Origin of the sequence: Amycolatopsis roodepoortensis, from assembly GCF_024628825.1 — a bacterium.
GTDB lineage: Bacteria > Actinomycetota > Actinomycetes > Mycobacteriales > Pseudonocardiaceae > Amycolatopsis > Amycolatopsis roodepoortensis.
This window is the reverse complement of sequence record NZ_CP102415.1, coordinates 8,545,949-8,571,414: the sequence shown is the minus strand read 5'-3', so window position 1 is coordinate 8,571,414 and position 25,466 is coordinate 8,545,949. Positions and strand designations below refer to the sequence as shown.

Genomic DNA, 25,466 nt, shown 5'->3' with positions numbered 1-25,466 from the left:
CGAGGACACCCATGAACGAACAGACCGACCTGCCGCCCGGCATCGGCAACCCGGCGACACGCGCCTTCACCGCCGCCGGTTACACCCGGCTGGAGCACTTCACCCGCGCGACGGAAGCCGAGCTAGCGAGCCTGCACGGCGTCGGCCCCAAAGCGCTCCGCATCATCCGCGAAGCGCTGGAAACACGAGGTCAGACATTCAAACCCACCGACTAAATTTTTTGTCTTGACAACTTACGCCGTCGGACGATTAGCTGAGCGCAGCACACCGACCGAAGGAGAACGAGTCATGGCCAAGTTCGCGAACGTCGACGACTACATCGCCGCCCTGCCCGAGAACCTGCGCGAAGTCGCCACCGCGTTGCGCCCGATCGTCAACGCCGCCCTGCCCGGCTCCATCGAGGCGATGTACCACGCCTCCCCGACCTGGAGCGCCGGCGAAGCCGTCGGGAAGAACCTCGTCTGCCTGCTGAAGGCCTACTCGTCGTACGTCACCTTCGCCCTGCGGAAGGGCCAGCTCATCGACGACGAGTCCGGCAGGCTGCAGGCGAGCGCGCGGGAGATGGCGCACGTCAAGCTGCGCTCCGTCGAGGACATCGACGCCGACCTGTTCACAGGCTGGCTCAAGCAGGCGCGAGACCTCGAAGTCACCGCGGCGGCTCGATGACACAATCGCCGACGTGATCACCGACGAGTCCCGTTGCCCCTGCGGCCTTGGCGAGCCCTATGGCGCGTGCTGCGGCCGCTTCCATCGGGGAGCCTCGGCCGCACCGACCGCCGAACTCCTGATGCGGTCGCGGTTCAGCGCGTTCGCCGTCGGCAACACCGCTTATCTCATGAAGACCTGGCATCCGAAGACCAGGCCCGCCGAGCTCGAGCTCGATCCCGGACAGCGTTGGACGTTCCTGGAGATCCTCGGCAAGACCGGCGGCGGACTGCTGGAAAAGGAGGGCACCGTGGAGTTCCGGGCCCACTACCGGCAGGACCGGCGGGCGGACAGCATGCACGAGAACAGCCACTTCGTCCGCGTCGACGGGCAGTGGATCTACGTGGCACCCGTCGGCTGACGAACCCGGCGTAAGGGTCTGTTCTCCGCGTGCGGCGGCGGCTACTATCTCCCCCACATTGTTAGGGAACTTTCTTAACGATTTCACCAAAGGTCCGCCGCCGTGTGCCCGAGGAGGCGCGCTCGTGAGTTTTCGGCAGAAGAGAACCCGGCTCCCGTTACTGGCCCTGACCGTCACCGCGCTGGCCGCCGCGGTCTGCGGGGTGACCACCGCCCCCGTCGCCACCGGCGCGGAAGTGGCCGTCGCGGGCAACGCCACTCCGATCCCCGGCTACGTGATCCAGTCTTCGGCGCAGGTCAGCGACGACTCGGCGGTGTCGAAGCCGGGCTTCCCCACCGCCGGCTGGTATCCGGTGTCATCCCGCTCGACGGTCTACGCCGGATTGCTGCAGAACGGCAAGTACGCCGACCCGTTCTACTCGACGAACATGAAGAACGTCCCGACCGCGCAGTTCTCGGTGCCGTGGTGGTACCGCACGGACCTGAACGTCGAGGACACCTCGAAGCGCACGTACCTCGACTTCAGCGGCGTGCTCTCCAAGGCCGACGTCTGGGTCAACGGCACCAGGATCGCGACGAAGGACCAGGTCAACGGCGCCTACACCCGCCACGACCTGGACATCACCTCGCACGTGCGCCAGGGCGTCAACAGCGTCGCGTTCAAGGTCTACCCCAACGACCCCAACAACGACCTCTCGATGGGCTGGATCGACTGGGCGCAGACCCCGCCGGACCAGAACATGGGCATCGTGCGCGACGTCCTCGTCCGCCGCAGCGGCCCGGTCGCGCTGCGCAGCGCCCACGTGGTCCAGAAGCTGAACTCCTCGCTCGACCACGCCGACCTCACCGTGAAGGCCGACGTCCGCAACGACACGGCGGACGCGGTGCAGGCCACCGTCGCCGGCACGGTCGCGGGCAAGCCGGTCACCCAGACGGTCTCGCTGGCCGCCAAGGAACGCAAGACCGTGACGTTCCCCGTGGTCGGCCTCGACAAGCCGAACCTCTGGTGGCCCGCCGGGATGGGCGGCCAGCACCGGTACGAACTCGACCTGACCGCGAGTGTCGGCGGCACGCCGTCCGACACCTCGAAGTCGAAGTTCGGTGTCCGCGACGTCAAGGCGCCGCTGAACTCCAGCGGCGGGCGGCAGTACAGCGTCAACGGCAAACCGCTGCTGATCCGCGGCGGCGGCTACACGCCAGACCTGTTCCTGCGCTGGAACGAGACCGCGGCGGCCGACAAGCTCAAGTACGTGCTGAACCTCGGGCTCAACACGGTCCGGCTGGAAGGCCACATCGAGCCGGACGAGTTCTTCGACCTCGCCGACGACCTCGGTGTGCTGACGATGCCCGGCTGGGAATGCTGCGACAAATGGGAAGGGCACGTCAACGGCGAGGAGAAGGGCGAGCCATGGGTCGAGTCGGACTACCCGATCGCCAAGGCGTCGATGTTCTCCGAGGCCGAGCGCCTGCGTGACCACCCGAGCGTCATCTCGTTCCACATCGGCAGCGACTTCGCTCCCGACCGGCGGATCGAGCAGGGTTACCTCGACGCGATGAAGGCCGCCGACTTCACCCTTCCGGTGATCCCGTCGGCGTCGAAGAGGCCGTCCCCGATCACGGGCGCCTCCGGCATGAAGATGAACGGCCCGTACGACTACGTCCCGCCCGTCTACTGGTACGACAAGTCGCAGAAGGACCGTGGCGGCGCCTGGAGCTTCAACTCCGAGACCAGCGCGGGCGTCGACATCCCGACGATGGACACGTTGAAGCGGATGATGTCGGCCAGTGAGCTGGAAACGATGTGGAAGGACCCGTCGGCGCCCCAGTACCACCGTTCTTCGTCGACGACGTTCGCGAACCTGAAGCTGTTCGCCAACGCGCTCACCAAGCGCTACGGCGCGCCGGCCGACTTGAACGACTTCGTGCGGAAGGCGCAGCTCGCGCAGTACGAGAACGTCCGCGCGGAGTTCGAGTCGCACTCGCGCAACTACACCGACTCGACCAACCCGTCGACCGGGTTGATCTACTGGATGCTCAACAGCCCGTGGACCTCGCTGCACTGGCAGCTGTTCGACGCCTACATGGACCAGAACGGCGCCTACTACGGGGCGAAGAAGGCCAACGAGCCGCTGCACATCCAGTACTCGCACGACAACCGGTCGGTCGTGGTGATCAACCAGACGTCGAACGCGGTGAGCGGGCTGACGGCGACCACGAAGCTGTACAACCTCGACGGCACCGAGAAGTACAGCAACACCAAGACCGGACTGTCGGTCGGCGCGCTGGGCGCCAAGGCCACCGCGGTCACCGTCCCGGCGGTGAGCGGGCTGTCGAACACCTACCTGGCGAAGCTGGTGCTCACCGACTCGTCGGGCAAGGAGGTCAGCCGGAACGTGTACTGGCTCTCCACCAAGGCCGACACGCTGAACTGGGCCGGCAGCGACTGGTACTACACGCCCCAGTCGGGTTACGCCGACCTGACCGGGCTGAAGAACCTCGGCCAGTCCGCGGTCAGCGCGACGGCGAAGTCGGTCGCCGGTGGCGACGGCATCACCACGACCACCGTGACGCTGAAGAACACCTCGGGCGGCAAGCTCCCGGCGTTCTACGTCGACTCGAAGGTCGTGGACGCCGCGGGCAAGCCGGTGCTGCCGGTGGAGTGGAACGACAACGCGGTGAGCCTGTGGCCGGGTGAAACGACCACGCTGACCGCGAAGTACCGCACCGCCGACCTCAAGGGCTCCAAGCCTTCGGTCCGCGTCTCGGGCTGGAACACCGGCACGCAGACCGTTCCCGCCGACGGCTCCGGACCGGCCGACCCGGTCGACTACCAGGCGGAGGAAGCCACGATCCACCAGGGCGCGGTGGAGTCGAACCACGCCGGGTTCACCGGCACCGGATTCGTCAACTACGACAACGTCGCGGGCAGCTCGGTCGAGTGGACGGTGAACGTGCCGGCCGCGGGCACCTACGACGTGGTCGTCCGTTACGCCAACGGGACGACGGCGAACCGGCCGCTGGACTTCTCCGTCAACGGCTCGATCAGCGCGTCCGGTGTCGGCTTCGGCGGCACCGGGGCCTGGCCGAACTGGACGACCAGAACCGTCAAGGTCACGCTGGCGGCGGGAGCGAACAAGATCAAGGCGGTCGCCACCACGGCGAACGGCGGCCCCAACATCGACAAGATCACCCTTTAGCGCGGGAGTCGCCCGAGGCCCCCTTCGCCACCCGGCGAAGGGGGCCTCTCTCGTGCGGGCGTGGGTTACGCTTTCCGGGTGACCGGCAAACCCGACCCGCGCCTGCGGGACCTGGCGATGCTGCGCCGTGTCCGCGACCGGATCGACCGCGACTACGCGCAGCCTTTGGACGTCGAAGCGCTGGCGCGCGGCGTGCACGTCTCCGCCGGGCACCTCAGCCGCGAGTTCCGCGCCGCGTACGGCGAATCGCCGTACAGCTACCTGATGACCCGCCGGATCGAGCGGGCCATGATGCTGCTGCGCCGCGGGGACATGTCGGTCACCGAAGTGTGCTTCGACGTCGGTTTCTCGTCGCTGGGCACGTTCAGCACGCGCTTCTCCGAACTGGTCGGCATCTCGCCGAGCGCGTACCGCAAACAGGCGGCGGAAGAGGGCCGCGGCATGCCCGGCTGCGTCGTCAAACAGGTCATGCGACCGATCAGGAATCGAGAAGCGTCGCCGCCGCGCGCCGACCTACCTTGAGTCGTATGACCCTCTCGATTCAGGCGTCCTACCTTCCCGCGGACGATCTCGAGGCTTCACTCTCCTTCTATCGCGACATCCTGGGCTTCGAAGTGCGCGACCGGGGCCCGCTCCAGGCCACGGTCGGCCCGCCGGGACAGCCGGAGACGTCGCTCGTGCTCCACCCGCCCGCCGCCGATCCGGAGCTCACCGACGAGGAACGCGCGACGATCGCCGAGCTGATGGCCAAGGGCGTCCACGGCATCGTCGTGCTGTCCACGCCGGATCTGGTCGGCACCTTCGACCGGATCCAGGCGGCGGGCGCGGACGTCGTCCAAGAACCGATGAAGCAGTCCTGGGGCGCTTTCGACTGCTCTTTCCGCGACCCGGCGGGCAATCTGGTGCGGTTCGAGGAGCGGTAGCCGGGCCTCGGTGCGCGCGTACTGACGCTCGCGGGTGATGATGAGCGGCGTGGAGATCGCGGTAGAACTAGTGGCACTGGTGGTGGCCGTCCTCCTGGTCACCGCCGCGGCGCGGAAACTCGACTGGTCGGCGCCCCTGTGCCTGATCGCGGTCGGAGTCGCCGCGTCGTACGTGCCGGGCGTCCCGGAGTACGAACTGGATCCGGAGGTCGTGCTCCTGGGGCTGCTGCCCCCGCTGCTGTACGCCACCGCGATCCGCACGTCGCTCATCGACTTCCGCCGCAACCGCGGGCCGATCCTGCTGTTGTCGGTCGGGCTCGTCATCTTCACCACGGCCGCGGTCGGGGTCGTGGCGTGGCTGGTGATCCCCGGTCTGCCGCTGGCCGCCGGGCTCGCCATCGGCGCGGTGGTCGCGCCGCCCGACGCGGTCGCGGCCACCGCCGTCGCCCGCAAGGTCGGGATGCCGCGCAAGCTGACCAGGCTGCTGGAGGGCGAAAGCCTGTTCAACGACGCGGCCGCGCTGGTCGCGTTGCGGACCGCCATCGCGGCCATCGCGGGTTCGGTGAGCCTGCTGCAGGTCGGCGGGGATTTCCTGCTGGCCGCGGGCGGCGGGCTGGTGATCGGGTTCGCCGTCGGCGCGCTCGCCGCGCTGATCCGCACCCGCCTGGAAGACCCGGTCACCGACACCGCGCTTTCGCTGGTCGTCCCGTTCGTCGCCTATCTGGCCGCCGAGGCGATCCACGGTTCCGGCGTGATCGCCGTGGTCGTCGCGGGGCTGATCCTCGGGCACAAGGCGCCGCGCATGCTTTCGGGCCGCTCGCGCCTGGCCAGCAGGCTGAACTGGCAGACCATCCAGTTCCTGCTGGAGAACATCGTCTTCCTGCTGATCGGCCTGCAGGTCCGCCGGATCATGACCGAGGTCGGCGACAGCGGGCTGACCGCGCTGGAACTGGTCCTGATCTGCGCCGCCACGCTGGCCGCGACCATCGTCACCCGGATCGTCTGGATGGCGGGCATCGGCCTGGCGCGACGCGTGTTCCACCGTCACGCCTGGCCGTGGCGGTATTCGGCGGTGATCGCGTGGGCGGGGATGCGCGGGGTCGTCACGCTCGCGGCGGCGTTCGTGCTGCCCGCGGACACCCCGCAGCGAGCCGTGCTGGTGCTGGTCGCGTTCGTCGTGGTGGCGGGAACGCTGCTGCTGCACGGGACGACGCTGCCGGTGCTGGTCCGCCGCCTGAAACTGCCGCCGCCCGATCCGGCCGAGGACGCGCTGCAGGAGGCGGCCGTCCTCCACGACATGACCAGGGCCGCGCTCGAAGAACTGGAGAAGATCCGGACGCCCGAGGACCCCGACGACATCGTCGAACGTCTGCGCAGCCGGCTCCAGCACCGCTCGGACTCAGCTTGGGAGGAGCTCGGCAGGCAGAGTGCGCTGTCCGAGACACCGAGCGACGCGTACCGGCGGCTGAGGCTGCGGCTGCTCGAAGTCGAACGGGAGAAGTTCCTGGAGGCGCGTGACTCCGGCATGGCCGATGATGATGTCCTGCGCCGGATCCTCGAACGCCTCGACATCGAGGAATCCATGCTGGACAGGGAGGAGGAGACCGTGCCGGACTCCGATCGGGAACTGCGCACCCCCGCCGCGACGGCGGGATCCTGCAAACATCTCACCAAGGAGTGGCCCGCGGTCGAACCCAGCTCCCCCGACGTCTGCGCCGTCTGCGTCGAGAACGGGATGACCTGGGTGCATCTGCGTGAATGCGTCAAATGCGGGAACGTCGCCTGCTGCGACTCCTCACCGGGCAAGCACGCGACCGAGCACTTCCACGACACCCTGCACCCGGTGATGCGCAGCCACGAACCCGGCGAGACCTGGCGCTGGTGTTTCGTGGACAAACAGCTGGGCTGAAGGTCGTGTCCGGTGCGTCTTGTCCGATGGGCTCCGTGATCCAGGTGGTTCCTGGCGGTGCGGGCGGATCGGCCTCGTACCGGGTCGTACTCGGCCGCGTCCGCCCGTGCCGTCAGGGGCCGGCTGGGCGCGGAGATCGCGGACAAGACGCACCGGACGCGACCTGGGTATCGTCCGAAGCATGAGCACCCCTGAGCAGGAAGTCGAATACCGCCAGCACCGGTTCTCTCCCCCGCCAGGCGCGACCGAGATCTTCCTTGTCCGCCACGGTGAATCCGCTCCGGCGAAGGGCGACAACCCGTTCGACCTCGTCGACGGGCAGGCCGATCCGGACCTGGCGCCGGAAGGCAGGGACCACGCCGAGCGGGTGGGGCGCCGTCTGGCGGACGAGCGGATCTCGGCGCTGTACGTGACGACACTGCGCCGGACACCGCAGACCGCGGCACCGCTGGCGGCGAAGCTCGGGCTCACGCCGGAAGTCGAGCCGGATCTGCGCGAGATCCACCTCGGCGAGTGGGAGAACGGGCTTTTCCGGCGCTACACCTACGAAGGCCACCCGATCGTCGAGCAGCTGTGGCGCGAACAGCGCTGGGACGTCATTCCCGGCGCGGAGACGATGGAATCGTTCGGCGGGCGGATCAGGGCGGCCATCGGCAGGCTCGCGGCGGCCAACCCGGACCGGAGGATCGCCGTGTTCACCCACGGCGGTGTCATCGGCGAGGTCTTCGCGCAGGCGAGCGAGGCGAAGAACCGGTTCGCGTTCCTGGGCGCGGACAACGGCTCGATCTCACATCTGGTGGTGTCGGGCGACAACTGGATGGTGCGGCGGTTCAACGACACGTCGCATCTTCAGTCGCCTTTCGGCTGATCCGGCCCGCCGCGACCAGGTGCACGACGACCAGGACCGCGACCGCCTCGGCGGCCAGCAGCCCGATCAGCACGAGCACCTGGGTCACGCCTGCCTGCACCGGCCCGGCGCCACCGAGGAGGACACCGACGTAGGCGCCGGGCAAGGTGACCAGGCCGACCGTGCGGGTCTGATCGAGGGCGGGGATCAGCGCGTGTCCCGCCGAGGGGCGGCAGATCTCCAGTGCGGCCGGGCGGCGCAGGAAACCCAGCGCCAGCGCGGCTTCGTATTCGCCGTGGCGGGAAACGAGTTCGTCCAGCGCCCGCCGCGCCGCCTGCGAGGTCGCGGACATCGCGCCGCCGATGACGATCCCGGCGATCGGCACGATCGCGATCGGCCGCCACGGGACCACCCCGGTCGCGAGCACGAGCGTCAGCACCGGCACCACTCCGGCCGCGATGGCGAGCACGACCCACGCCAGATCCTTCGCCACCCCGATCCGGCGCGCCGAGGTGACCGCCGCGATCGTGAACATCAGCAGCACGAAACCGCCGGTCAGCCAGCCTGATTTCAGGATCCCGACGATGACCAGCGACACGGCGGCGAGCTGGACGACGGCGCGCCCGGCCGCGAACAGCACCGCCTTGCCCTGCCCCAGCCGCCCGAACTGCACCACCGCCGCGCCGAAGATCGCCAGCACGGCCAGGACCACGGCGAGCACCGGGCCGAACGCGATCGCACCATCCGTCACCCGGATGATCCTGCCGCAGGATCAGGCGGTGCAGGCCACCGGCGCGCCCGCGGCGGGGGCGGTGCGCTCGCTGACGACCTCGCCGTCGACGAGGATCCGGCACCGCAGCGCGCCGCTGCCCGAACCCTGCGCGGACAGGCTGTAGAACTCGTCGCGGCCTTCTTCGCTCCTGCGCTCGAAGGTGGTGCTCCACGGCGTCGCCACTTCGGTCTTCTGCATGAGTTCCGAACCCTGCGCGACGTAGGTGACGTTCTGGGCGCCCTTCGCGCCGGAAAGCTCGTAGACGACGGTGTGCAGCACGGTGCGCACCGCGGCCGCGGCTTGTTCGACCTGCTCGATCTGCGGCGCGGGCGGGTTCTGCGCGGGCTTGGAGGCCTTCGGCAACACGTAGCTGGTCAGGGTGACGGCGACGGCCATCACACCCAGCACGACCACGACGGTCCCCAGCGGCTTCAGCCTGCCGGGGGCACCCTGTCCCGGCGCCGATGCCGGAGGGGTCGCGGTGGGAACACCCATGGAGAGGTCTTCTCTCGTCCGAGCGCACTTCCGTCGAGTGCGTCGACTACTTCTCGCACGAAGGTGACTCCGCGTTAGCCGTTATCGGGAAGAAACCCGATATTCACCCTTTTGGGTGTCCCAGTGAGTGGAGAACCCCTGGTCATGGGGCGATCGGCGTAAGCACAGTGAGCCGAACAGCTCACTTTGAGTGACCCGGCCTAGGCGGTGGCCTGCGAGTCCGTGCCCGGCTCGTGAGTGGCGTTTCGGGTTCTAACCCGAAACGCCACTCACGACCCGACCCACGCGCAGGACCCCGCCTAGTCGACGAGACCCGCGTCGGCGAGCAGCCCGAGGACCCGCCGTCCCGCCGGCGGGCAGAGGTGCGCGTCGGCCGACGACAGCCAGGCGGACTCCGCGATCTCACGGCCGGGCGCGGGCTCCCCGCGATGGTCGGCGGTGTAGCAGGTCAGGCGGACGCGGCGGCCGTCCGCGTAACCGTCGGCCTGCTCGTTCAGCAGCGCGAAGAAGCGGAAACTCGGCGGGTCGAGCTCGATGCCGAGTTCCTCCCTGAGCTCCCGGCACAGCCCGGCGACGTCGCCCTCGCCGGGTTCCCGCTTGCCTCCAGGCAGGTAGAACTTGGTCTTTCCCTCGGTCCGCACCGACAGCAGACGGCGGTCGCGGACGTGGATCCAGGCCAGTGAATCGATCTCTGCTTCGGACACGGCCCGATTCTGTCGTAGGACGGGGGCATCATGGCAACCGTGTATCGGGAGACGACGGCACCCGGCGGGCCGTCCGGCGTGGTGCGCTGCCTGTGGGAGGACACGGGCACGGCGCCGAAGCGGATCGTGCCCGACGGCTGCGTGGACCTGGTGGAGAGCGGCGGCGAGGTCTTCGTCGCCGGGCCGGACACCGCGGCCTGGACCTGGGAGACCAGCGGCCCGGCGCGGGGCGTGCGGTTCGCCCCCGGCAGAGCGGGTGACGTCCTGGGCCAGGGCGCCGACGAGCTGCGTGATCAGCGTGTCCCCCTGCGCGATCTGTGGGGCAGGGAAGGCGAGCTGCTGGCCGAACGCGTGCTCTCCGGCGCGGCTTCGCTGATGGACGTCGTCCAGCGGCGCGGGGCCGGCCGGGCCGACCGGGAGGTCTCGGCGTTGATCGCCAGGCTGGACGACGGTGTTCCCCGGGTTTCTGCCGCACTGGACAGTTTCACCACCGGCGAGCGGCAGTTGCGGCGGCGGTTCACCCTCGCGGTCGGCTACGGACCGGCCACGTATCTGCGGGTCACCCGGTTCCAGCGCGCCATCGGTCTCGCGGGAACGGCGCCGGATCTCGCTTCGCTGGCGTTTTCGGCGGGGTACGCCGATCAGGCTCACCTGAGCCGGGATTGCCGGGAGTTCTCGGGGCTGAAGGCGAGCGAGTTCTTCCGCGCCAGGAAGTGAGCGATGTCCACAGTGGACCGGTACAGGTCACGGTAGTGCGGGTAGAACTCGTCGTAGACGTCGGCGTCGGCGCCGGGGCGGACGATCTCGGCGACGGGGTTCCAGGCTTCGAGATCCGGTTCCCTGCCCAGGGCGACCGAGGCGAGGACGGCGTCACCGAACGCGGCGCCGATGGTTTCCACGGGGATCTCCTGCTCGATCCGCGCGACGTCGCTGACGATCCGCGTCCACACCCCGCCCTGTGTCCCGCCGCCGACGGCGACGATCCGGCCGGTGCCGCCACCGGCCTCGCGCATGGCTTCGAGGTTGTGCCGCACGCCGTACGCGGTGCCTTCCAGGGCAGCGCGGTACAGATCCGCACGACCATGGGACGTGGTCAGCCCGGCGACGATCCCTCTCGCGTCCGGGTCGGGCACGGGCGTCCGTTCTCCGGCGAAATACGGCAGCATCAGCAGGCCGCGACTGCCCGCCGGTACCTCGGCCGCCGCGGCGGCCAGCTCCCCGAACCCGCCACCGACGAGTTCCCGCAGCCAATCGGTGATCGCGCCGGAGGTGGCCATCCCCGCGGCGAGCGAATAGCTGCCGGGGAAGACACCTCGGGTCGTCCACAGCCCCTGCCCCGGTCGGGGATCGGCGAGCATCTGGATCAGGAACATGGTGGTGCCGTACATGAGCATGGTGTCGCCGGGCGCGGTGACCCCGACGCTGGTCGCCTCGGCCCAGGCGTCCACCGTTCCCGCCGTCACCGGGATCCCTTGTGGCAAGCCGGTTTCGGCGGCCGCCCCAGCGGTGATCGAACCGGCCACCTCGGTCGGCCACGCGAGCCTCGGCAGCTCGATGCCGGGGGCGATCGCCGCGGCCCGGTCCGGCGCCCAGCGCGCCTCGCGCAGGTCGTACATCGGATCGCATTGGCTCGCCGAATGGTGGTCGAGGACGTATTCACCGGTCAAGCGCAGCACGAGGAACGAACTCGCCATCAGGAAGAGCTTCGCCCGCTCGAACACGTCCGGCTCGTTCTTGGCCAGCCAGCGCCATTTCGGCCCGACGGCCTGTGAGCCGAGCGCGCTCCCGCCGCGTTCCACAATGGATTCTTCGCCGAATTCCCGGTTCAATTCCCGGATTTCGTCGGATGCGCGGGTGTCGACGCCGTAAAGGATCGCGGGACGCAAAGGTTTGCCGGAAGCGTCGGCGGGCAACAGCACCGGCCCGATCCCGCTAACCGACACTCCGATGATGGGATGATCCCCGGCGGCCGCCGAAAGTTCCCGCGCCAGCGCCACGAAGTCTTGCCACCACACGGTTTCCGCGTCGTGCTCGAACCAGCCGGGACGCGGCCGGGAGGTTTCGTGCGGCTGGGACGCCCGTGCCACTATGGTGCCCTGGGAATCGACGAGGACGCCTTTGGAACTCGAGGTGCCGATGTCGACGCCGAGCACCAGGCCCGGTTCCCGCACGACGCCTCCGAACTCCTCCGCGCGAGTAGCGCGATCAGCGGATGGTAACGATTGTCGGCCAAGCTATTCTTCCCGTGCGAGGGTGTCAACACACCTGTGGAAGGGGAGGTCACGGTGGCCACCATCAACGACGTGGCGGCGAAGGCCGGGGTTTCGACGGCGACCGTGTCGAGAACGCTCAACGGGAAGTCCACTGTGGACCCGGTGCTCGCGGCAAGGGTGCAGGCCGCCGCGGCCGAATTGGGATACCACCCGAACGGGCTCGCGAGGAATCTGCGCCGTCAGGAGACCGCGGTACTCGCGCTCATCATCTCCGACGTGGAGAACCCCTTCTTCACCGCGATCGCCCGCGGCGTCGAAGACATCGCGCAGACAGCGGGCTATTCGGTGGTGCTGTGCAACGCCGACGACAACGAGGAAAAGGAGCGGCGCTACATAGACGTCGCGCTCCAGGAACGGGTCGCCGGCGTCGTGCTCTCCCCCACCGGCCGGGCCACCAACGTCGACCGGCTTACCGAACGCGGCACCCCCGTGGTCGCCGTCGACCGGCCGCTGCTGGAGAACACCGGCGATCAGGTCCTGGTCGACACCCGGCTCGCCGCCCGCGACGCCACCCGGCACCTGCTCGACGGCGGGTACCGGCGGGTCGCCTGCGTCAGTGGGCCGCCCGGGGTGCGCACGGCCGAAGACCGGCTGGCCGGTTACACCGACGCGGTCGGCGAGGAGAACGCGCTCACCCGGCGTGCCGAGTTCCGCGCCGAGGGCGGCAGGCTCGCCGCGCTCAGCCTGCTCGACGAGCCCGAGCCGCCGGACGCGCTGCTGGTCGGCAACAGCACGATGACGATCGGTGTCCTGGAGGCCTTGGCCGCCCGAGGCCTGCGCTCGGGACAGGACGTCGGGATCGTGTCGTTCGACGACGCGCCGTGGACGACGCTGATCGACCCGCCGCTGACGGTGGTCGCCCAGCCCGCGAACGAGGTGGGCAGGGTCGCCGCCGAACTGCTGCTCGCCCGGATCGGCGACAGCACGCGCAAGGCCACGACGACCACGCTTCAGGCGAAACTGATCGTGCGCCGGAGTTCACGGCGCGACTGACCCCGGGAGACTTCAGGTGCACGACGTGCCTGGGCGACCGGTTCGCACCGGCCGCCCAGGAACGCCCCACCCCCTTGTTCCCCCAAGCCGGCCCCACACCAGCCGGGTTCTCCGAAGCGGTGGGAAGAAATCGTTTACCTTTCGGAAGGTAAGTTCCTGTTTACCACGTGTCAAGCCGAAGTCCTGGACAAGCTCGCCCGATCCGGGCAGACTGTGGCGGACTTGCCTACTGCGCGTGTTTGATTCCGTGCACTCTGTGTTCATCTCTGGTGAATTCACCCACGAAATCGAGATGAGACCGCACGAACCCGCACAGACGCGTTACCCTAGGCGCTATGTCGATAGCGCTCGAGAACGTTCTCGCCAAGGCGGGCCTGAAGGTCGACGCCAACGAGTTCCTGAACCTCGTCGAGGACGCGGCGCGGAGACTGACCCCACCGAACCCCGATCCGTCCCACTATTTCTCGGCGGACCAGCGGGCCGCGCTCACCGATGTCGGCCTCGACCTCTCCCCCCGGGGCGAGGACGAGCCGGACTTCCGTGCCCGCACGGTCGCCGCGCACGCCGTACTCGCCGATTCGGCGCTGAGTGTGCTGGAAGCGGCGAAGGCGCTGGGCGTGGACGACAGCCGGATCCGGCACCGCCTGAAGGAGGGCAGGCTCACCGGCTGGAAGGATCAGGGCTGGAGGCTGCCCTCCTGGCAGTTCGCCGGCTCCGGGGTGCTGCCCGGCCTGGAGGTCGTGCTGCGCGCCGTCCCCGAGGACCAGCCCGCGCTCGTCGTCGCCGCGTTCATGAGCACCCCGCAGGCCGATCTGGTGATCAACGACCACCCGGCCACCCCGCGCCAGTGGCTCCTCTCCGGCGGCGACCCCGAGCACGTCGCGAGACTGGTGGCCACGCTGGGTTCGCCGTTCTGAGATCCTTGCCCGACGACGGGAATTTCAGTCGGGGGTAGGCCGTAGGCTGACCCCATCGAGCAAGATCACCCGACAAGGACGGACGACTCCCGAGGTATGGCCCGGCTTCCCCTGCCGCCCGCACGCTCTGTCCTGGTCAAGGAGCTGCACCGCACCAACGACGTGGTGACGGTGCACCCCGGCACCAGGCTGGTCAGGATCTTCACCGCGCACGGCAACCACCCCCAGCAGTGGAATTCGTTCCGCTACACCGGCCCGCTCCCGCACGGCCGGTTCGACCCGCAGACCCCCGGTCGCGGCGGTCGCCCGGTCACCGACCCCGGGAACGGCGTCCTGTACTTCGGTCTCACCGTGCGCACCAGCATCGCGGAGGTCTTCCAGACCACGTCGACGGTCGACCGCAAGTCCCGCGGCCCGCGCCTGGTCGTCGTCCGGCCGACCCGCACGCTGCGGCTGCTCGACCTCGCCGGCCTGTGGCCGACCAGGGTCGGCGCCTCGCAGGAGATCTCCAGCGGCCCGAAGAAGATCACCCAGGCCTGGGCCCGGGCCATCCGCGCCGCGTTCGGCGACCTCGACGGCGTCTGGTACCGGTCGTCCATGGACTCCGGCGGCCCCGCGCTCGCGCTGTGGGACCCGCCCGCCGGGAACTCGCTGCCGGTCGCGCCGGACGTGCTGCTCCCGCTGGACCATCCGGGGCTCGACGTCCCGCTGGGCCGGGTGTGCGAAGAGCTGAACTACACGCTGCTCAGCTGAGCTCATACCCTTGTGAGTGGCAAGGACGGCTCCAGCCGAGGGTGTCGCCCGGCCCCATGAAGGCCTGAGGAATCTGGAGCCGGTGTCGCGAAAGCCACTTTCGGGACATCAGACGTCTCGAAAGTGGCTTTCGCGACATGATCACCAGGGCAGTGCCAGGCCCGGCCACGGCCGACGTTGCGAAAGCCACTTTCGCAACGTTGAAGGTTGCGAAAGTGGCTTTCGCAACCCCGGCCATGCTCCTGCCCTCGTGAGTGGTGAGGACGGTTAGAACCGTCCTCACCACTCACGAGGTTCAGAGGTGGCGTCCCCACCACTCCAGCACGGCGTCGAACCGCTGCACCCGGTGCCGCGGCAGCCCGGACCGGGTGAGTTCGTGTCCCTCACCGGGGAACAGCAGGAATTCGGCCGCGACGCCGTTCTGCCGCAGCGCCACGTACATCCGCTGCGCCTGCTCCAGCGGGCATCGCCAGTCCTGCTCGGAGTGCACGACCATGAACGGGATGTCGATCTTCCCCGCGTACGTCAGCGGGCTGCGCTTGCGCTGTTCTTCGATGTCGTCGCCGGCGTAGCCCCCGGCGAAGAACCAGCCGATGTCGGAACTGCCGACGAACGAGTCCCAGGCGTTGACCGCGCGCTCGCTCCACGCGGCGCGGAACCGGCCGCCGTGGTGCGCGGCGAGCCAGCTCGTCATGAACCCGCCGTACGAGCCGCCCATCACGCCGACGCGGTCGCCGTCCAGATTCGGCAGCTTGAGCGCTTCGTCCAGCAGTGCCAGCAGATCGTCCGCGTCCACGGTGCCGAGTCCGTGGACGATGCTCCGGCCGTGGCTTTCGCCGTAGCCGGCGGAACCGCGCGGGTTGCCGAGAACGACGGCGTAGCCCGCGTCGGCGAGCACCTGCGCCTCGTCGAAGACCTTCCATTCGTACGCCGCGAACGGTCCACCGTGGACCATCAGGACCACGGGATGCGGCCCGTCCCCTTCGGGCCGGACGACCCAGCCGTGGACCGGATAGCCGTCCGGGGCGGTCGCGTCCAGTTCCTCCAGCGGCAGGATCCCGGTGTCCCGCAACGCCTTCGAGTAGTCGGTGAGCACACGCTGTTCGCCGCCGGAAAGCAGCACGACGTCACCGGAACTCTCGGGTGTCCCGATCACCGCGACGATCCGTTCGCCGTCGACGGCGAACGACTTCACCGCGGTGCGTTCACCGGCGAGGCGGCGCAGGGACTTCAGCTCGGCGAGTTCGGCGTCGAGGGGAACGGCACGCAGCTCCGCGGCACCGCGATTGCTGACCACGACGAGGACCTCGTCGCCGACGACGACCGGAGGACTGGCCGCGTGGTCGCAGTCCACCGTTTCGACGTCGGTCAGCCGGCGCGGTGACGAAGGCTCGTCACCGGAGGGCCACGGCGCCTGCCAGAGCCCGGTGTTGCGGGCGACGTCTTCCATACCGGGGAATTCGTTGCCGTAGAACAGGATCGAACCGTCCGGAGCGGCGATGGGCCGGTCCGCGGTGCCCAGGGACCGGACCAGTGGCCGGGGTTCGCCACCGCCCGCGGGCATGGCGTAGACGTCCGAACGGACGGTGTCCTCGGCGGCCCAGTCACGCGGGGCGGTGAACAGGATCTGCTCGCCGTCGGCCGTCCAAGAAGGATGGTCGACGTCGGCCCGGTCGTCGGTCAGCGGCGTGAGCTCGGCGGGCGGCTCCTCGTCCAGCGCGGCGACGGCGTCCACGACGAACAGACGCCGTGGACGGTCGTTGAGGAAACCCACGTCGTCGACGCGGTAGAAGAGGTTCTTGATGTGCCGCGGCGCTTCTTCGCCCGGCTCCGGGGTTTCGCCGTCCGCGTTCTCGGTGCCGTACCGGCCGGGTTCGGGCACACGGGCGACGAAGGCGATCCGGCGGGAATCGGGTGCCCAGACCGGGGAGCCCGCGCCGAGGGGCAGGCTGGTGATCCGCTTCGCGTCGCCGCCGGCCGCAGGCATCACGTGCACCTGCGGCTTGGCCTCGCGCCCGGAGCCCTCTCCGGCCCGGAGGAACGCGACCCATCGGCCGTCCGGCGAGATGGCGGGGGCGGAGTCCTTGACCCCGTGGGTCCAGGCGCTCTCTCCGCCGCCACCCAGGTCGACCCTGCGCAGGGCGCCGCGGTAGCCGTTCGTCTTCAGATCAGGCCTGCTCACCGCGGTGAGCAGCAGGTCGCCGCGCAGCGTGAGGATGCCGGGGACCGTCAGGGCTTCGATGTCAACGGGACGCACGGCCCCGACGGTACCCGATCCTTAGCAGTTCTAACTACTGATCGAAGATTCCCGCTCAGCGGCTTCCAGCTTCTTCGCCTTCGCGAGGCTGGCCACCGTCGTCACGGTCAGGACCACGACGATGACGCCCAGGGAGACCCAGTTGTTGATGTCCAGCCAGTCCGGGACGACGTGGTACTCGTGCAGCGCGTGCAGGAACAGCTTGGCGCCGATGAAGGCGAGGATCACCGCGAGGCCGTAGGACAGGTACACCAGCTTGGTGACCAGGCCACCGAGCAGGAAGTACAGCTGGCGCAGACCCATCAGCGCGAACGCGTTGGCGGTGAAGACCAGGAAGGCCTCCTGCGTGATACCGAAGATCGCGGGGATCGAGTCGACCGCGAACAGCAGGTCCGCGCTGCCGATCGCGACGATCACCAGGAACATCGGGGTGATCCAGCGCTTGCCGTCCTTCTTCACGAAGGACTTGTGCCCGTGCCACTCTTCGGTGACCGGGAAGAGCTTGCGCACCCAGCGGGTGAGCGCGTTCTCCTCGTATTCCTCTTCTTCGTCCTTGTTGCGGACCATGCTGACCGCGGTCCAGACGAGGACGGCGCCGAAGAGGAAGAAGACCCAGACGAACTGCGCGATCAGCGCGGCGCCCACGGCGATGAACACGCTGCGCATGGCGAGCGCGAGCAGGATGCCGATCAGCAGCACCCGGTGCTGGTGGATCGCGGGCACCTTGAACGACGTCATGATGATCATGAAGATGAACAGGTTGTCGACGCTCAGCGAGTACTCGGTGATGTACCCGGTGAAGAACTGGACACCGAAGTCGTGCCCGGCGAAGACCCAGACGCCGACACCGAACGCGATGGCCACGGCGATGTAGAAGATGACCCACCTGGCGGCCTCGCCGGTGGTGACCTCATGTGGCTTGCGATCGACGATGACCAGGTCCAGCGCGATGAGCGCGAGCAGGCCACCGACCGTGGCGATCCATAGCCACAGGGGAACAGACATGTAACCAACCCTCCGGAAAGTGCACAGCAGCAACTAACCGGAGGTCTCTTCCGCCGGTACGAAAACCGGCCGACGGTGCCGGGGGCCTGCGAAGACCACCGTGCTGACGACACCGCCGCGAAGGAATACTCCCCTCACAGCTGGTCCAGTTTGACCTGTCTGTACGCATGACGCCAGTTAAGGTTGCCCTTGTCACCAAGATGATGGCGTAACTCCCGTCACATCCACCTCTTCTCACTCCTTGAGTACCCGTTCCGGTGGCGGCCTAACGTCACGCTTGTGTGGTCTGTGTGTGCCGGAGAAGCGGTTCTCAGCTTCGGTGAAATACGGTCGTTCCGTGCCCCGAATCCCGCTCCCTCGCACGCGAAGCGCGAAGCTCACCGCGCTCGCCGCGGTCGTGGTGGTCCTGGCCGCCGCGGCCGTCGTGTGGACGAACAGCGAACCCGCGCCGTCCGCGGTCGAAACCCAGGACGCGACCCTCGACCTGCCCGAAACGCCGGGCTCGTCCGAGGTCGTGAAGATCGACACGACCACTTACCTGCCCGAACAGACCCCGGCTCCGGCCGTCCTGCTCGCCCACGGTTTCGGCGGTGACAAGAACAGTGTCGCCGCCGAGGCCCGCGAACTCGCCGGCAAGGGTTTCGTCGTGCTGACCTGGTCCGCACGCGGTTTCGGCCGCAGCACCGGGAAGATCGCGCTGAACGACCCCGACCGCGAGGTCGCCGACGCCAAGAAGCTGATCGACGGACTGACCGCCCGGCCCGAGGTCCTCAAAGAGAACGGCGACCCGAAGGTGGCCGTGTCCGGCGCTTCCTACGGTGGCGCGCTTTCGCTGCTGCTCGCCGGGACCGACAAGCGGGTCGACGCGATCGCGCCGGTGATCACCTACAACGATCTCGCGCAGGGCCTGTTCCCGAACGCCGCCGCACCGGCCGCGCCGAACGCCACGACTCCGGCCGCCGGCGCGTTCACCGCCGACGGCGTCTTCAAGAAGTCGTGGGCGGGCATCTTCTTCTCCGCCGGTTCCGGCGCGGCGCAGAGCGGCTCCCCCGCCAATGACGCGCCCGAAGCGGGTGACGAGACGAGCGAATCCGGTGCGGCACAGGGCACGGGCGCGGCGGGTGCCGCGGCGCAGTCACTGCCGCTCGGCGGCCAGAACGGGCAGCGGCCACCGGCGGGCCCGGCCGACCCTTGTGGACGGTTCACCGCCGAGGTCTGCCAGGCCTACACCGAGCTCGCCACCACGGGGAAGGCGAGCCAGAAGACCGTCGATCTGCTCCGCCGGGTCTCCCCCGCGTCCGTGACGGACAAGATCACCGTGCCGACCCTGCTGGTGCAGGGCGAAAGCGACACGCTGTTCGGGCTGGACCAGTCCGACGCGACCGCCCGGCAGATCACCGCGGCGGGCGGCAAGGTCCGCACGATCTGGTACACCGGCGGCCACGACGGCGGGAAGCCCGGGCAGAAATTGCGCGCGCAGATCGCCGACTTCCTCAAGTTCTCCCTCACCGGGCAGGGCACCGATCCCGGCACCGGGTTCAGTTACGACATCCAGGGCACGCTGCGGGCGAACGGCGCCCCCTCGGTCAGGACCGTCACCGCACCGGCGTACCCGGGAGCGACCGGGGACGCCACCGAGCGGCGGCAGTTCACCCTGGCGGGTCCGGCCCAGCCGGTCGTGCGCCCCGCCGGCGGCAACCCCGCCGCGGTGAGCGGGATCCCCGGGCTGAACGGCGCGGTGGCGGGTTCGTCCCGCCTTTCCGGACTGTTCAGCCTGGACCCGCCGGGGCAGGCGGCGCAGTTCGCGACGCCGCCGCTCGACACGCAGACGATCGCGGCCGGTTCGTCGACGGTCCGGCTCCAGATCTCGGCGGATCCGTCCGCCGCGGCTCCGCAAAGGGAAGCCGTCCTGTTCGCGAAGCTCTACGACGTCAACTCGGAAGGTGTCCGCACGCTTCCGGCCAACGCCGTCGCCCCCTTCCGCGTCTCGGGCCTGCCCGCCGACGGCAGCCCGGTCGAGGTGACCGTGACGCTGCCGGGCATCGTGCGGCCCTTGGAGGCAGGGCACACGCTGCGGCTGGTCGTCGGCACGACCGATCAGGCGTTCTCGACGCCGGTCGAGCCCGCCGTGTTCCGCATCGGGCTGGCGGACGGCGGACGGCTCGGCGTGCCGGTCGTCCCCGGCACCTCGGTCGGCGCGGGCGCGCCCACCGCGCAGCTGCTCGGGATCGCCGGAACGCTGCTCGCGGGGATCGCGATCACCGTGATCGCCGCCTTCCGCCGCCGCCGCGCGCACGACGTCGACGAGAGCCTGGCGAAGACGCCGCTGGTGATCGAAGGTCTGCGCAAGGCGTACGCGGGCGGGTTCGTCGCGGTGAAGGATCTGTCGTTCCGCGTCGAACCCGGTCAGGTGCTCGGCCTGCTCGGGCCGAACGGCGCGGGCAAGACGACCACCCTGCGCATGCTGATGGGACTCATCACGCCGACCGCGGGCACCATCCGCGTATTCGGCCACCTGATCGCGCCCGGCGCGCCGGTCCTGTCCCGGATCGGGTCCTTTGTGGAGGGTTCCGGCTTCCTGCCGCACCTGTCCGGCAAGGAGAACCTGGAGCTGTACTGGGCGAGCACGGGCCGTCCGAGGGACAAGGCGCATTTCGCCGAGGCACTGGAGATCGCCGGGCTCGGCGACGCGGTGAACCGGCGGGTCCGCACCTACAGCCAGGGCATGCGGCAACGGCTCGCGATCGCGCAGGCGATGCTCGGCCTGCCGGAGCTCATGGTGCTCGACGAACCGACCAACGGGCTCGACCCGCCACAGATCCACCAGATGCGCGAGGTGCTCCAGCGCTACGCGGCGACCGGGCGCACCGTGGTGGTCTCGAGCCACCTGCTGGCCGAGGTCGAGCAGACCTGTACGCACGTGGTCGTGATGCACCGCGGCATGCTGGTCGCCTCGGGTGAGGTCGGCGAACTGGCCGCGTCCAGCGGCGAGGCGACGTTCCGCGTCGACAAGCCCGCCGAAGCGGCCGAAGCGCTGCGGAAGGTCGGCGGTGTTTCCGGCGTCGACGTCGACGGCGAACTCGTCCACGCGGATCTCGACGGTCTCGCGCGCGCCGAGGCGGTCGCCGCCCTGGTGCGGGCCGGGGTCGCGGTCGAGCAGGCCGGGCCGCGGCGCCGTCTGGAAGACGCGTTCCTGCAGCTGGTCGGAGAGGACTCGAAGGGTGAGTAAGACCAATGGTTCCGGCCCGGCGACCCGGGCGGATCACGGCGTGCACACCGATCCGGCGGCCCTGCTGGAGCTGACCGAGGTCGCGTCGCACGAACCGACCGAGGTCGGCCCCGACGGGGCGGTGGCGGGTTACCGCGCCGACCGGACGCTGCGGCTCGGCGTCGAGCTGAAACGGCAGCTCAAGCGGCGGCGGACCCAGCTGATGCTGGGGTTCGTCGCGCTGCTGCCGTTCATCCTGGTGATCGCGTTCGAGATCGGGCAGGCCAACCCGAACCGCCGCAGCGGCGGCTTCGTCGACCTCGCCACCGCGAGCGCGCCGAACTTCGTGGTGCTCGCGCTGTTCGTGTCCGGGACGTTCCTGCTCCCGATGATCGTGGCGTTGTTCTACGGCGACACGATCGCGAGCGAGGCGTCGTGGTCGAGCCTGAAGTACCTGCTCGCGATGCCGGTCCCCCGGCATCGGGTGCTGCGGCAGAAGGCGATCGTCTCCGGCATCCTCTCCGCGGTCGCGCTGATCCTGTTGCCGCTGGTCTCGCTGGTGGTCGGCGTGATCTGGTACGGCGCGGGCGACGCGATCAGCCCGACCGGGGACGCGGTGTCGTTCGGCGACAGCCTCGTCGCCATGGGGCTCGCGACGATCTACATCATCCTGCAGCTGGCGTGGGTGGCCGGTCTGGCGATGCTGCTCTCGGTCGCCACCGACGCCCCGCTGGGCGCCGTCGGCGGGGCGGTGATCGTCGCGATCGTTTCGCAGATCCTCGACCAGATCACCGCGCTGGAAGGGCTGCGTGACTACCTTCCGACGCATTTCGCGTTCTCGTGGATGGATCTGATCTCGACCGACATCGACTGGACGAACATGGCCAACGGCATGCTGTCCGCGGCGTTGTACGGCACGGTGTTCTTCCTTCTGGCAGGCCGCCGGTTCGCGACGAAGGACATCACCAGCTGAGAGCGATTCCGTACCGGAAAATCACCGGGGTCCACCGGGAAGACGAAATCCTCTTCCCTGGTGGGCCCCGGTTTTCACTGGCCGTGGCGACCTTCACCCATTAGCGCCGGTAACCGGTGTTTCATGCGCATGAGAACATCGATTTTCCGATCATCGACTCATTGGGTGAAAACCTCGAATTCATCTTCGGACCCCTCCGGGAAATCCTTATCTTCAGTGGAAAGGTGCCGACGCGAGCGGAAAGCGGGGATGTCACCATGACCCAGTCAGTCGAGACCCCGGTCCAGGAATTCTCTCTTGATTGGACCATGAGCACCGGCAAGGGCGGCCGGGTCGGATTCGCCGTCTCGGGCCAGGTGACGCTTCTCGACAACAATCGGTTCTACAAGATCGACGGGGTCCTCTACATCTCCGAGGGCAGCGCCTACTGCCGCGAAATCGGCAATCCGCATCTTTTCGTCCGGCGCAACGGCGTCGAGGAGAGCGGCAGGCAGTGGGGCTGGGAGACCATCTGCAACCGCAAGTCCTGCGCCAGGCTGTGTTCGATGGACGCCTACTTCGTGCGCACCGGCTACTGGGCACCCGCCGACCGCGCCATCCAGCTCAGCATCGGCGCCGAGACCGGCTGGAACCGCAAGCGGTCCTTCAGCCCGACGGTCACCGTGCGGCTCAGGGATTAGCGGTCCACTGTAGATCCTCGCGGGCTCGGGTACGGTCGGGCCATGGCCACCTCCTCGATCCGCGTGGACGACGAAGGCGGGATCGCCGTCGTCACCCTCCAGCACGGCAAGGCGAACACCCTCGACACCGAGTTCTGCCGGGAACTGACGCTCCGGCTCGAAGACGTGCAGCTGAGCGATTGTCGCGGGGTCGTGCTGACCGGCACCGGCGGGATCTTCTCGGCGGGTGTCGACCTGCGGCGAGTGCACGACGGCGGCGCTGACTACATCGAGGACTTCCTGCCCGCGCTGTCGGACGCGTTCCTCTCGGTCTTCGGCTTCCCCGGCCCGGTGGTCGCGGCCGTCAACGGGCACGCGATCGCCGGCGGGGCGGTGCTCGCCGCCGCCTGCGACCGCCGTGTCCTCGCCGACGGCCCCGGCCGGATCGGGATCACCGAGCTGCTCGTCGGCGTGCCGTTCCCGTTGGCGGCGCTGGAGATCCTGCGGTCCGGGTTCGGGGCCGACGTCCTCGCCGAACTCGCCTTCCTCGGCGAGACCCACCTGCCCGCGGACGCGCTCCGGCTCGGCCTGGTGAACGAGGTGACCGCGCCCGAGAACGTCGTCGGGCGGGCGGTGGAGGTGGCCAGGAAGCTCGCCGAGATCCCGGCGGCCGCGTACGCGCACACGAAGGCGCAGCTGCACCGGCCGTTCCACGAGCGGATCGCCGAACACCGTACCGGCGACGACGCCCACGTCCTCGAACTGTGGAGTTCACCCGAAGCCACCGCGGCGATCAAGGCCTATGTCGACCGGGTGTTGCGCGGCGGCTCGACCGGATAGGCGATTGCCCACCGGCGGTGACTCTGTGAGTATCCGACAGCTCAACAGGTCCCGATGGGGAGGGCATGGATGCGGAAGCTCACGGCCGCGTGGCCGGTTCTGGCGATCACCGTTCTCGCCTTGGCCGGGCTCGCCCCGGCCGCGCAGGCGGCACCCGGCGACATCGAGGAAGCGCTCGGGCGGGTCCCCGGGCTGACCGTCGTCTCGGAGAACCCGGCGCCGACCGGATATCGGTTCTTCAAACTCGCCTACACCCAGCCCGTCGACCACCGCAGGCCGGACCGCGGCACCTTCCAGCAGCGGTTCACGTTGCTGCACAAGGAATTCCGGTCGCCAACGGTGGTGTACACGAGCGGGTACAACGTCTCGCAATCGCCCAACCGCTCGGAGCCGACACAGATCGTCGACGGCAACCAGCTGTCCATGGAATATCGGTTCTTCACGCCCTCGCGGCCGGACCACCCGGACTGGGGCAAGCAGCTGACGATCTGGCAGGCCGCCGCCGACCAGCACCGCGCCGTCGAGGCGTTCAAGCGGATCTATCCGGGCAAGTGGCTCGCGACCGGAGGCAGCAAGGGCGGTATGACGGCGACCTACTTCCGTAGGTTTTTCCCGGACGACGTCGACGCGACGATCCCGTACGTCGCGCCCAACGACGTCATCAACTCGCATGACCGCTACAACCGGTTCCTGGCGAACGTCGGCGACGATCCGGCCTGCCGTTCGGCGCTGAAGGCGATCCAGCGTGACGTGCTGACCCGGCGTCCGGAGTTCACGGCGCTCGCCGCCGCCGACGCGGCCAAGAACGGCTACACGTTCAAGACCGTCGGCTCGGCGGACGTGTCGCTGGAGATCTCCGTGATCGACTCGTACTTCGCCTTCTGGCAATACCAGAGGCAGTCGGACTGCGCGACGATCCCGAAGGCGGGCGCCCCGGCGGCGGAGATCTATGCCTGGTTCGAACGCGTCGAGAGCCTCAACACCTACTCCGACCAGAACCTCGAGGTCTACGTCCCGTACTACTTCCAGGCGGCCTACCAGCTCGGCGCCCCCGAGTCCTACGAAGGCTATCTGCGGGATCTGCTGCGCTACCCGGGCTCCAACGTGTCGCGGACGTTCGTGCCGGATTCGGTCGACATCCCGCGGTTCGACCATCTGGCGATGCCGGACATCGACTTCTGGGTGAAGTCCCAGGGGAAGCGGCTGATGTTCGTCAACGGCGAGAACGACCCGTGGAGCGCGGAGCCGTTCAAACTCGGCTTCGGCACGAAGGATTCCTACAGCTACACGGTGCCGGGCGGGAACCACGGCGCCCGGATCTCGCAGCTTCCCGCGGCCCAGGCCGCCGAAGCGACGAACACCGTGCGGCGGTGGGCGGGTCTGCCTCCGGTCTCGCCGGGCGTCAGCACGCGTTCGGCCCCGGCCGGATTCCCGGACTTCGACGCCGACCTGACCATGCTGGAGCGCCGTCGGCTCTGACCCGCCGTCGTGATCCGGTGGACGACACGCGTGATTGACCGGACGACACGCGTGATCAGACGGACGGCACGTGGCCGAACCCGGCCGCAGTCGTGCCGTCCATCCAGTCACGCGTGTCGTCCGCCGGATCACGCGTGTCGTCCGGTCAGTCACGAGACATCGCCGGAGCTGGGCCTCGTGAGCGGCAAGGACGGTCA

Annotated in this window: 23 protein-coding genes; 17 read left to right on the top strand and 6 right to left on the bottom strand. The window is 69.0% G+C overall.

Annotation, left to right across the window (positions count from 1 at the left end; genetic code table 11):
* Positions 1–11: 11 nt before the first annotated feature.
* From NQK81_RS41220 to NQK81_RS41185, 8 genes are all read left to right on the top strand, one after another.
* Positions 12–215 carry a helix-hairpin-helix domain-containing protein gene (locus tag NQK81_RS41220; RefSeq protein WP_257485817.1) on the top strand — a complete coding sequence of 68 codons (204 nt, stop codon included), beginning with the start codon at positions 12–14 and terminating at the stop codon, positions 213–215.
* A gap of 73 nt (positions 216–288) precedes the next feature.
* Positions 289–666: a DUF1801 domain-containing protein gene (locus NQK81_RS41215; RefSeq protein ID WP_257485816.1), complete on the top strand. Its 378-nt coding sequence runs from the start codon at positions 289–291 to the stop codon at positions 664–666.
* A 13-nt stretch (positions 667–679) separates the two neighbouring features.
* Positions 680–1,066: a YchJ family protein gene (locus tag NQK81_RS41210; protein WP_257485815.1), complete on the top strand. Its 387-nt coding sequence runs from the start codon at positions 680–682 to the stop codon at positions 1,064–1,066.
* Positions 1,067–1,190: 124 nt separating this feature from the next.
* Positions 1,191–4,262, top strand: a complete 3,072-nt coding sequence (locus NQK81_RS41205) for a glycosyl hydrolase 2 galactose-binding domain-containing protein (protein WP_257485814.1) — start codon at positions 1,191–1,193, stop codon at positions 4,260–4,262.
* 117 nt (positions 4,263–4,379) lie between these two features.
* Positions 4,380–4,784: a helix-turn-helix transcriptional regulator gene (locus tag NQK81_RS41200; protein ID WP_257489944.1), complete on the top strand. Its 405-nt coding sequence runs from the start codon at positions 4,380–4,382 to the stop codon at positions 4,782–4,784.
* A gap of 5 nt (positions 4,785–4,789) precedes the next feature.
* Complete coding sequence (locus NQK81_RS41195) at positions 4,790–5,185, top strand: VOC family protein (RefSeq protein WP_257485813.1); 396 nt, start codon at positions 4,790–4,792, stop codon at positions 5,183–5,185.
* A 40-nt stretch (positions 5,186–5,225) separates the two neighbouring features.
* Positions 5,226–7,094 carry a Na+/H+ antiporter gene (locus tag NQK81_RS41190; protein ID WP_371878931.1) on the top strand — a complete coding sequence of 623 codons (1,869 nt, stop codon included), beginning with the start codon at positions 5,226–5,228 and terminating at the stop codon, positions 7,092–7,094.
* 181 nt (positions 7,095–7,275) lie between these two features.
* Positions 7,276–7,962, top strand: a complete 687-nt coding sequence (locus NQK81_RS41185; protein ID WP_257485811.1) for a histidine phosphatase family protein — start codon at positions 7,276–7,278, stop codon at positions 7,960–7,962.
* Here the strand turns inward: NQK81_RS41185 and NQK81_RS41180 are convergent.
* The 3 genes from NQK81_RS41180 to NQK81_RS41170 form a co-directional block, all read right to left on the bottom strand.
* Positions 7,925–8,692, bottom strand: a complete 768-nt coding sequence (locus tag NQK81_RS41180; RefSeq protein ID WP_257485810.1) for an ABC transporter permease — start codon at positions 8,690–8,692, stop codon at positions 7,925–7,927. The genes NQK81_RS41185 and NQK81_RS41180 overlap by 38 nt on opposite strands.
* Before the next feature lie 21 nt (positions 8,693–8,713).
* Positions 8,714–9,208, bottom strand: coding sequence for an MmpS family transport accessory protein (locus tag NQK81_RS41175; protein WP_257485809.1), 495 nt, complete (start codon positions 9,206–9,208; stop codon positions 8,714–8,716).
* Between the two features lie 299 nt (positions 9,209–9,507).
* Positions 9,508–9,912 (bottom strand): NUDIX hydrolase, encoded by a 405-nt coding sequence (locus tag NQK81_RS41170; protein ID WP_257485808.1) that lies wholly within the window; start codon positions 9,910–9,912, stop codon positions 9,508–9,510.
* A gap of 30 nt (positions 9,913–9,942) precedes the next feature.
* On the opposite strand from NQK81_RS41170, the gene NQK81_RS41165 reads away from it, so the two are divergent.
* Positions 9,943–10,629, top strand: coding sequence for a helix-turn-helix domain-containing protein (locus NQK81_RS41165; protein WP_257485807.1), 687 nt, complete (start codon positions 9,943–9,945; stop codon positions 10,627–10,629).
* Here the strand turns inward: NQK81_RS41165 and NQK81_RS41160 are convergent.
* Entirely contained in the window at positions 10,560–12,083 is a 1,524-nt protein-coding gene (locus NQK81_RS41160) for an FGGY-family carbohydrate kinase (protein WP_257485806.1), read from the bottom strand. The two genes, NQK81_RS41165 and NQK81_RS41160, sit on opposite strands and share 70 nt — an antisense overlap.
* 114 nt (positions 12,084–12,197) lie before the next feature.
* On the opposite strand from NQK81_RS41160, the gene NQK81_RS41155 reads away from it, so the two are divergent.
* The 3 genes from NQK81_RS41155 to NQK81_RS41145 all read left to right on the top strand — a co-directional run bounded on the left by NQK81_RS41155 (position 12,198) and on the right by NQK81_RS41145 (position 14,848).
* The gene (locus NQK81_RS41155; protein ID WP_126734099.1) at positions 12,198–13,178 is read left to right on the top strand and encodes a LacI family DNA-binding transcriptional regulator; all 981 of its coding nucleotides are present in this window, start codon (positions 12,198–12,200) and stop codon (positions 13,176–13,178) included.
* Between the two features lie 335 nt (positions 13,179–13,513).
* The gene (locus NQK81_RS41150) at positions 13,514–14,095 is read left to right on the top strand and encodes a DNA-binding protein (RefSeq protein WP_257485805.1); all 582 of its coding nucleotides are present in this window, start codon (positions 13,514–13,516) and stop codon (positions 14,093–14,095) included.
* Positions 14,096–14,191: 96 nt separating this feature from the next.
* Positions 14,192–14,848 (top strand): RES family NAD+ phosphorylase, encoded by a 657-nt coding sequence (locus NQK81_RS41145; protein ID WP_126734101.1) that lies wholly within the window; start codon positions 14,192–14,194, stop codon positions 14,846–14,848.
* Positions 14,849–15,143: 295 nt separating this feature from the next.
* Here NQK81_RS41145 and NQK81_RS41140 read toward each other — a convergent pair whose 3' ends face one another.
* Together NQK81_RS41140 and NQK81_RS41135 are read right to left on the bottom strand one after the other, a co-directional pair.
* A complete protein-coding gene (locus tag NQK81_RS41140; protein ID WP_257485804.1) occupies positions 15,144–17,105 on the bottom strand; it encodes a S9 family peptidase in 1,962 nt (653 codons plus the stop codon).
* Between the two features lie 30 nt (positions 17,106–17,135).
* A complete protein-coding gene (locus NQK81_RS41135; protein ID WP_126734103.1) occupies positions 17,136–18,110 on the bottom strand; it encodes a TerC family protein in 975 nt (324 codons plus the stop codon).
* Positions 18,111–18,429: 319 nt separating this feature from the next.
* Here NQK81_RS41135 and NQK81_RS41130 point away from each other — a divergent pair, with 319 nt between their 5' ends.
* From NQK81_RS41130 to NQK81_RS41110, 5 genes are all read left to right on the top strand, one after another.
* Entirely contained in the window at positions 18,430–21,339 is a 2,910-nt protein-coding gene (locus NQK81_RS41130) for an alpha/beta fold hydrolase (protein WP_371878930.1), read from the top strand.
* Positions 21,332–22,291, top strand: a complete 960-nt coding sequence (locus NQK81_RS41125; RefSeq protein ID WP_052121043.1) for an ABC transporter permease — start codon at positions 21,332–21,334, stop codon at positions 22,289–22,291. The genes NQK81_RS41130 and NQK81_RS41125 overlap by 8 nt, the downstream gene beginning before the upstream one ends.
* A 257-nt stretch (positions 22,292–22,548) precedes the next feature.
* Entirely contained in the window at positions 22,549–22,971 is a 423-nt protein-coding gene (locus NQK81_RS41120) for a hypothetical protein (RefSeq protein ID WP_126734106.1), read from the top strand.
* A gap of 42 nt (positions 22,972–23,013) precedes the next feature.
* Complete coding sequence (locus tag NQK81_RS41115) at positions 23,014–23,790, top strand: enoyl-CoA hydratase/isomerase family protein (protein ID WP_126734107.1); 777 nt, start codon at positions 23,014–23,016, stop codon at positions 23,788–23,790.
* A gap of 69 nt (positions 23,791–23,859) precedes the next feature.
* Positions 23,860–25,269: a S28 family serine protease gene (locus tag NQK81_RS41110; RefSeq protein WP_257485802.1), complete on the top strand. Its 1,410-nt coding sequence runs from the start codon at positions 23,860–23,862 to the stop codon at positions 25,267–25,269.
* Positions 25,270–25,466: the final 197 nt, after the last annotated feature.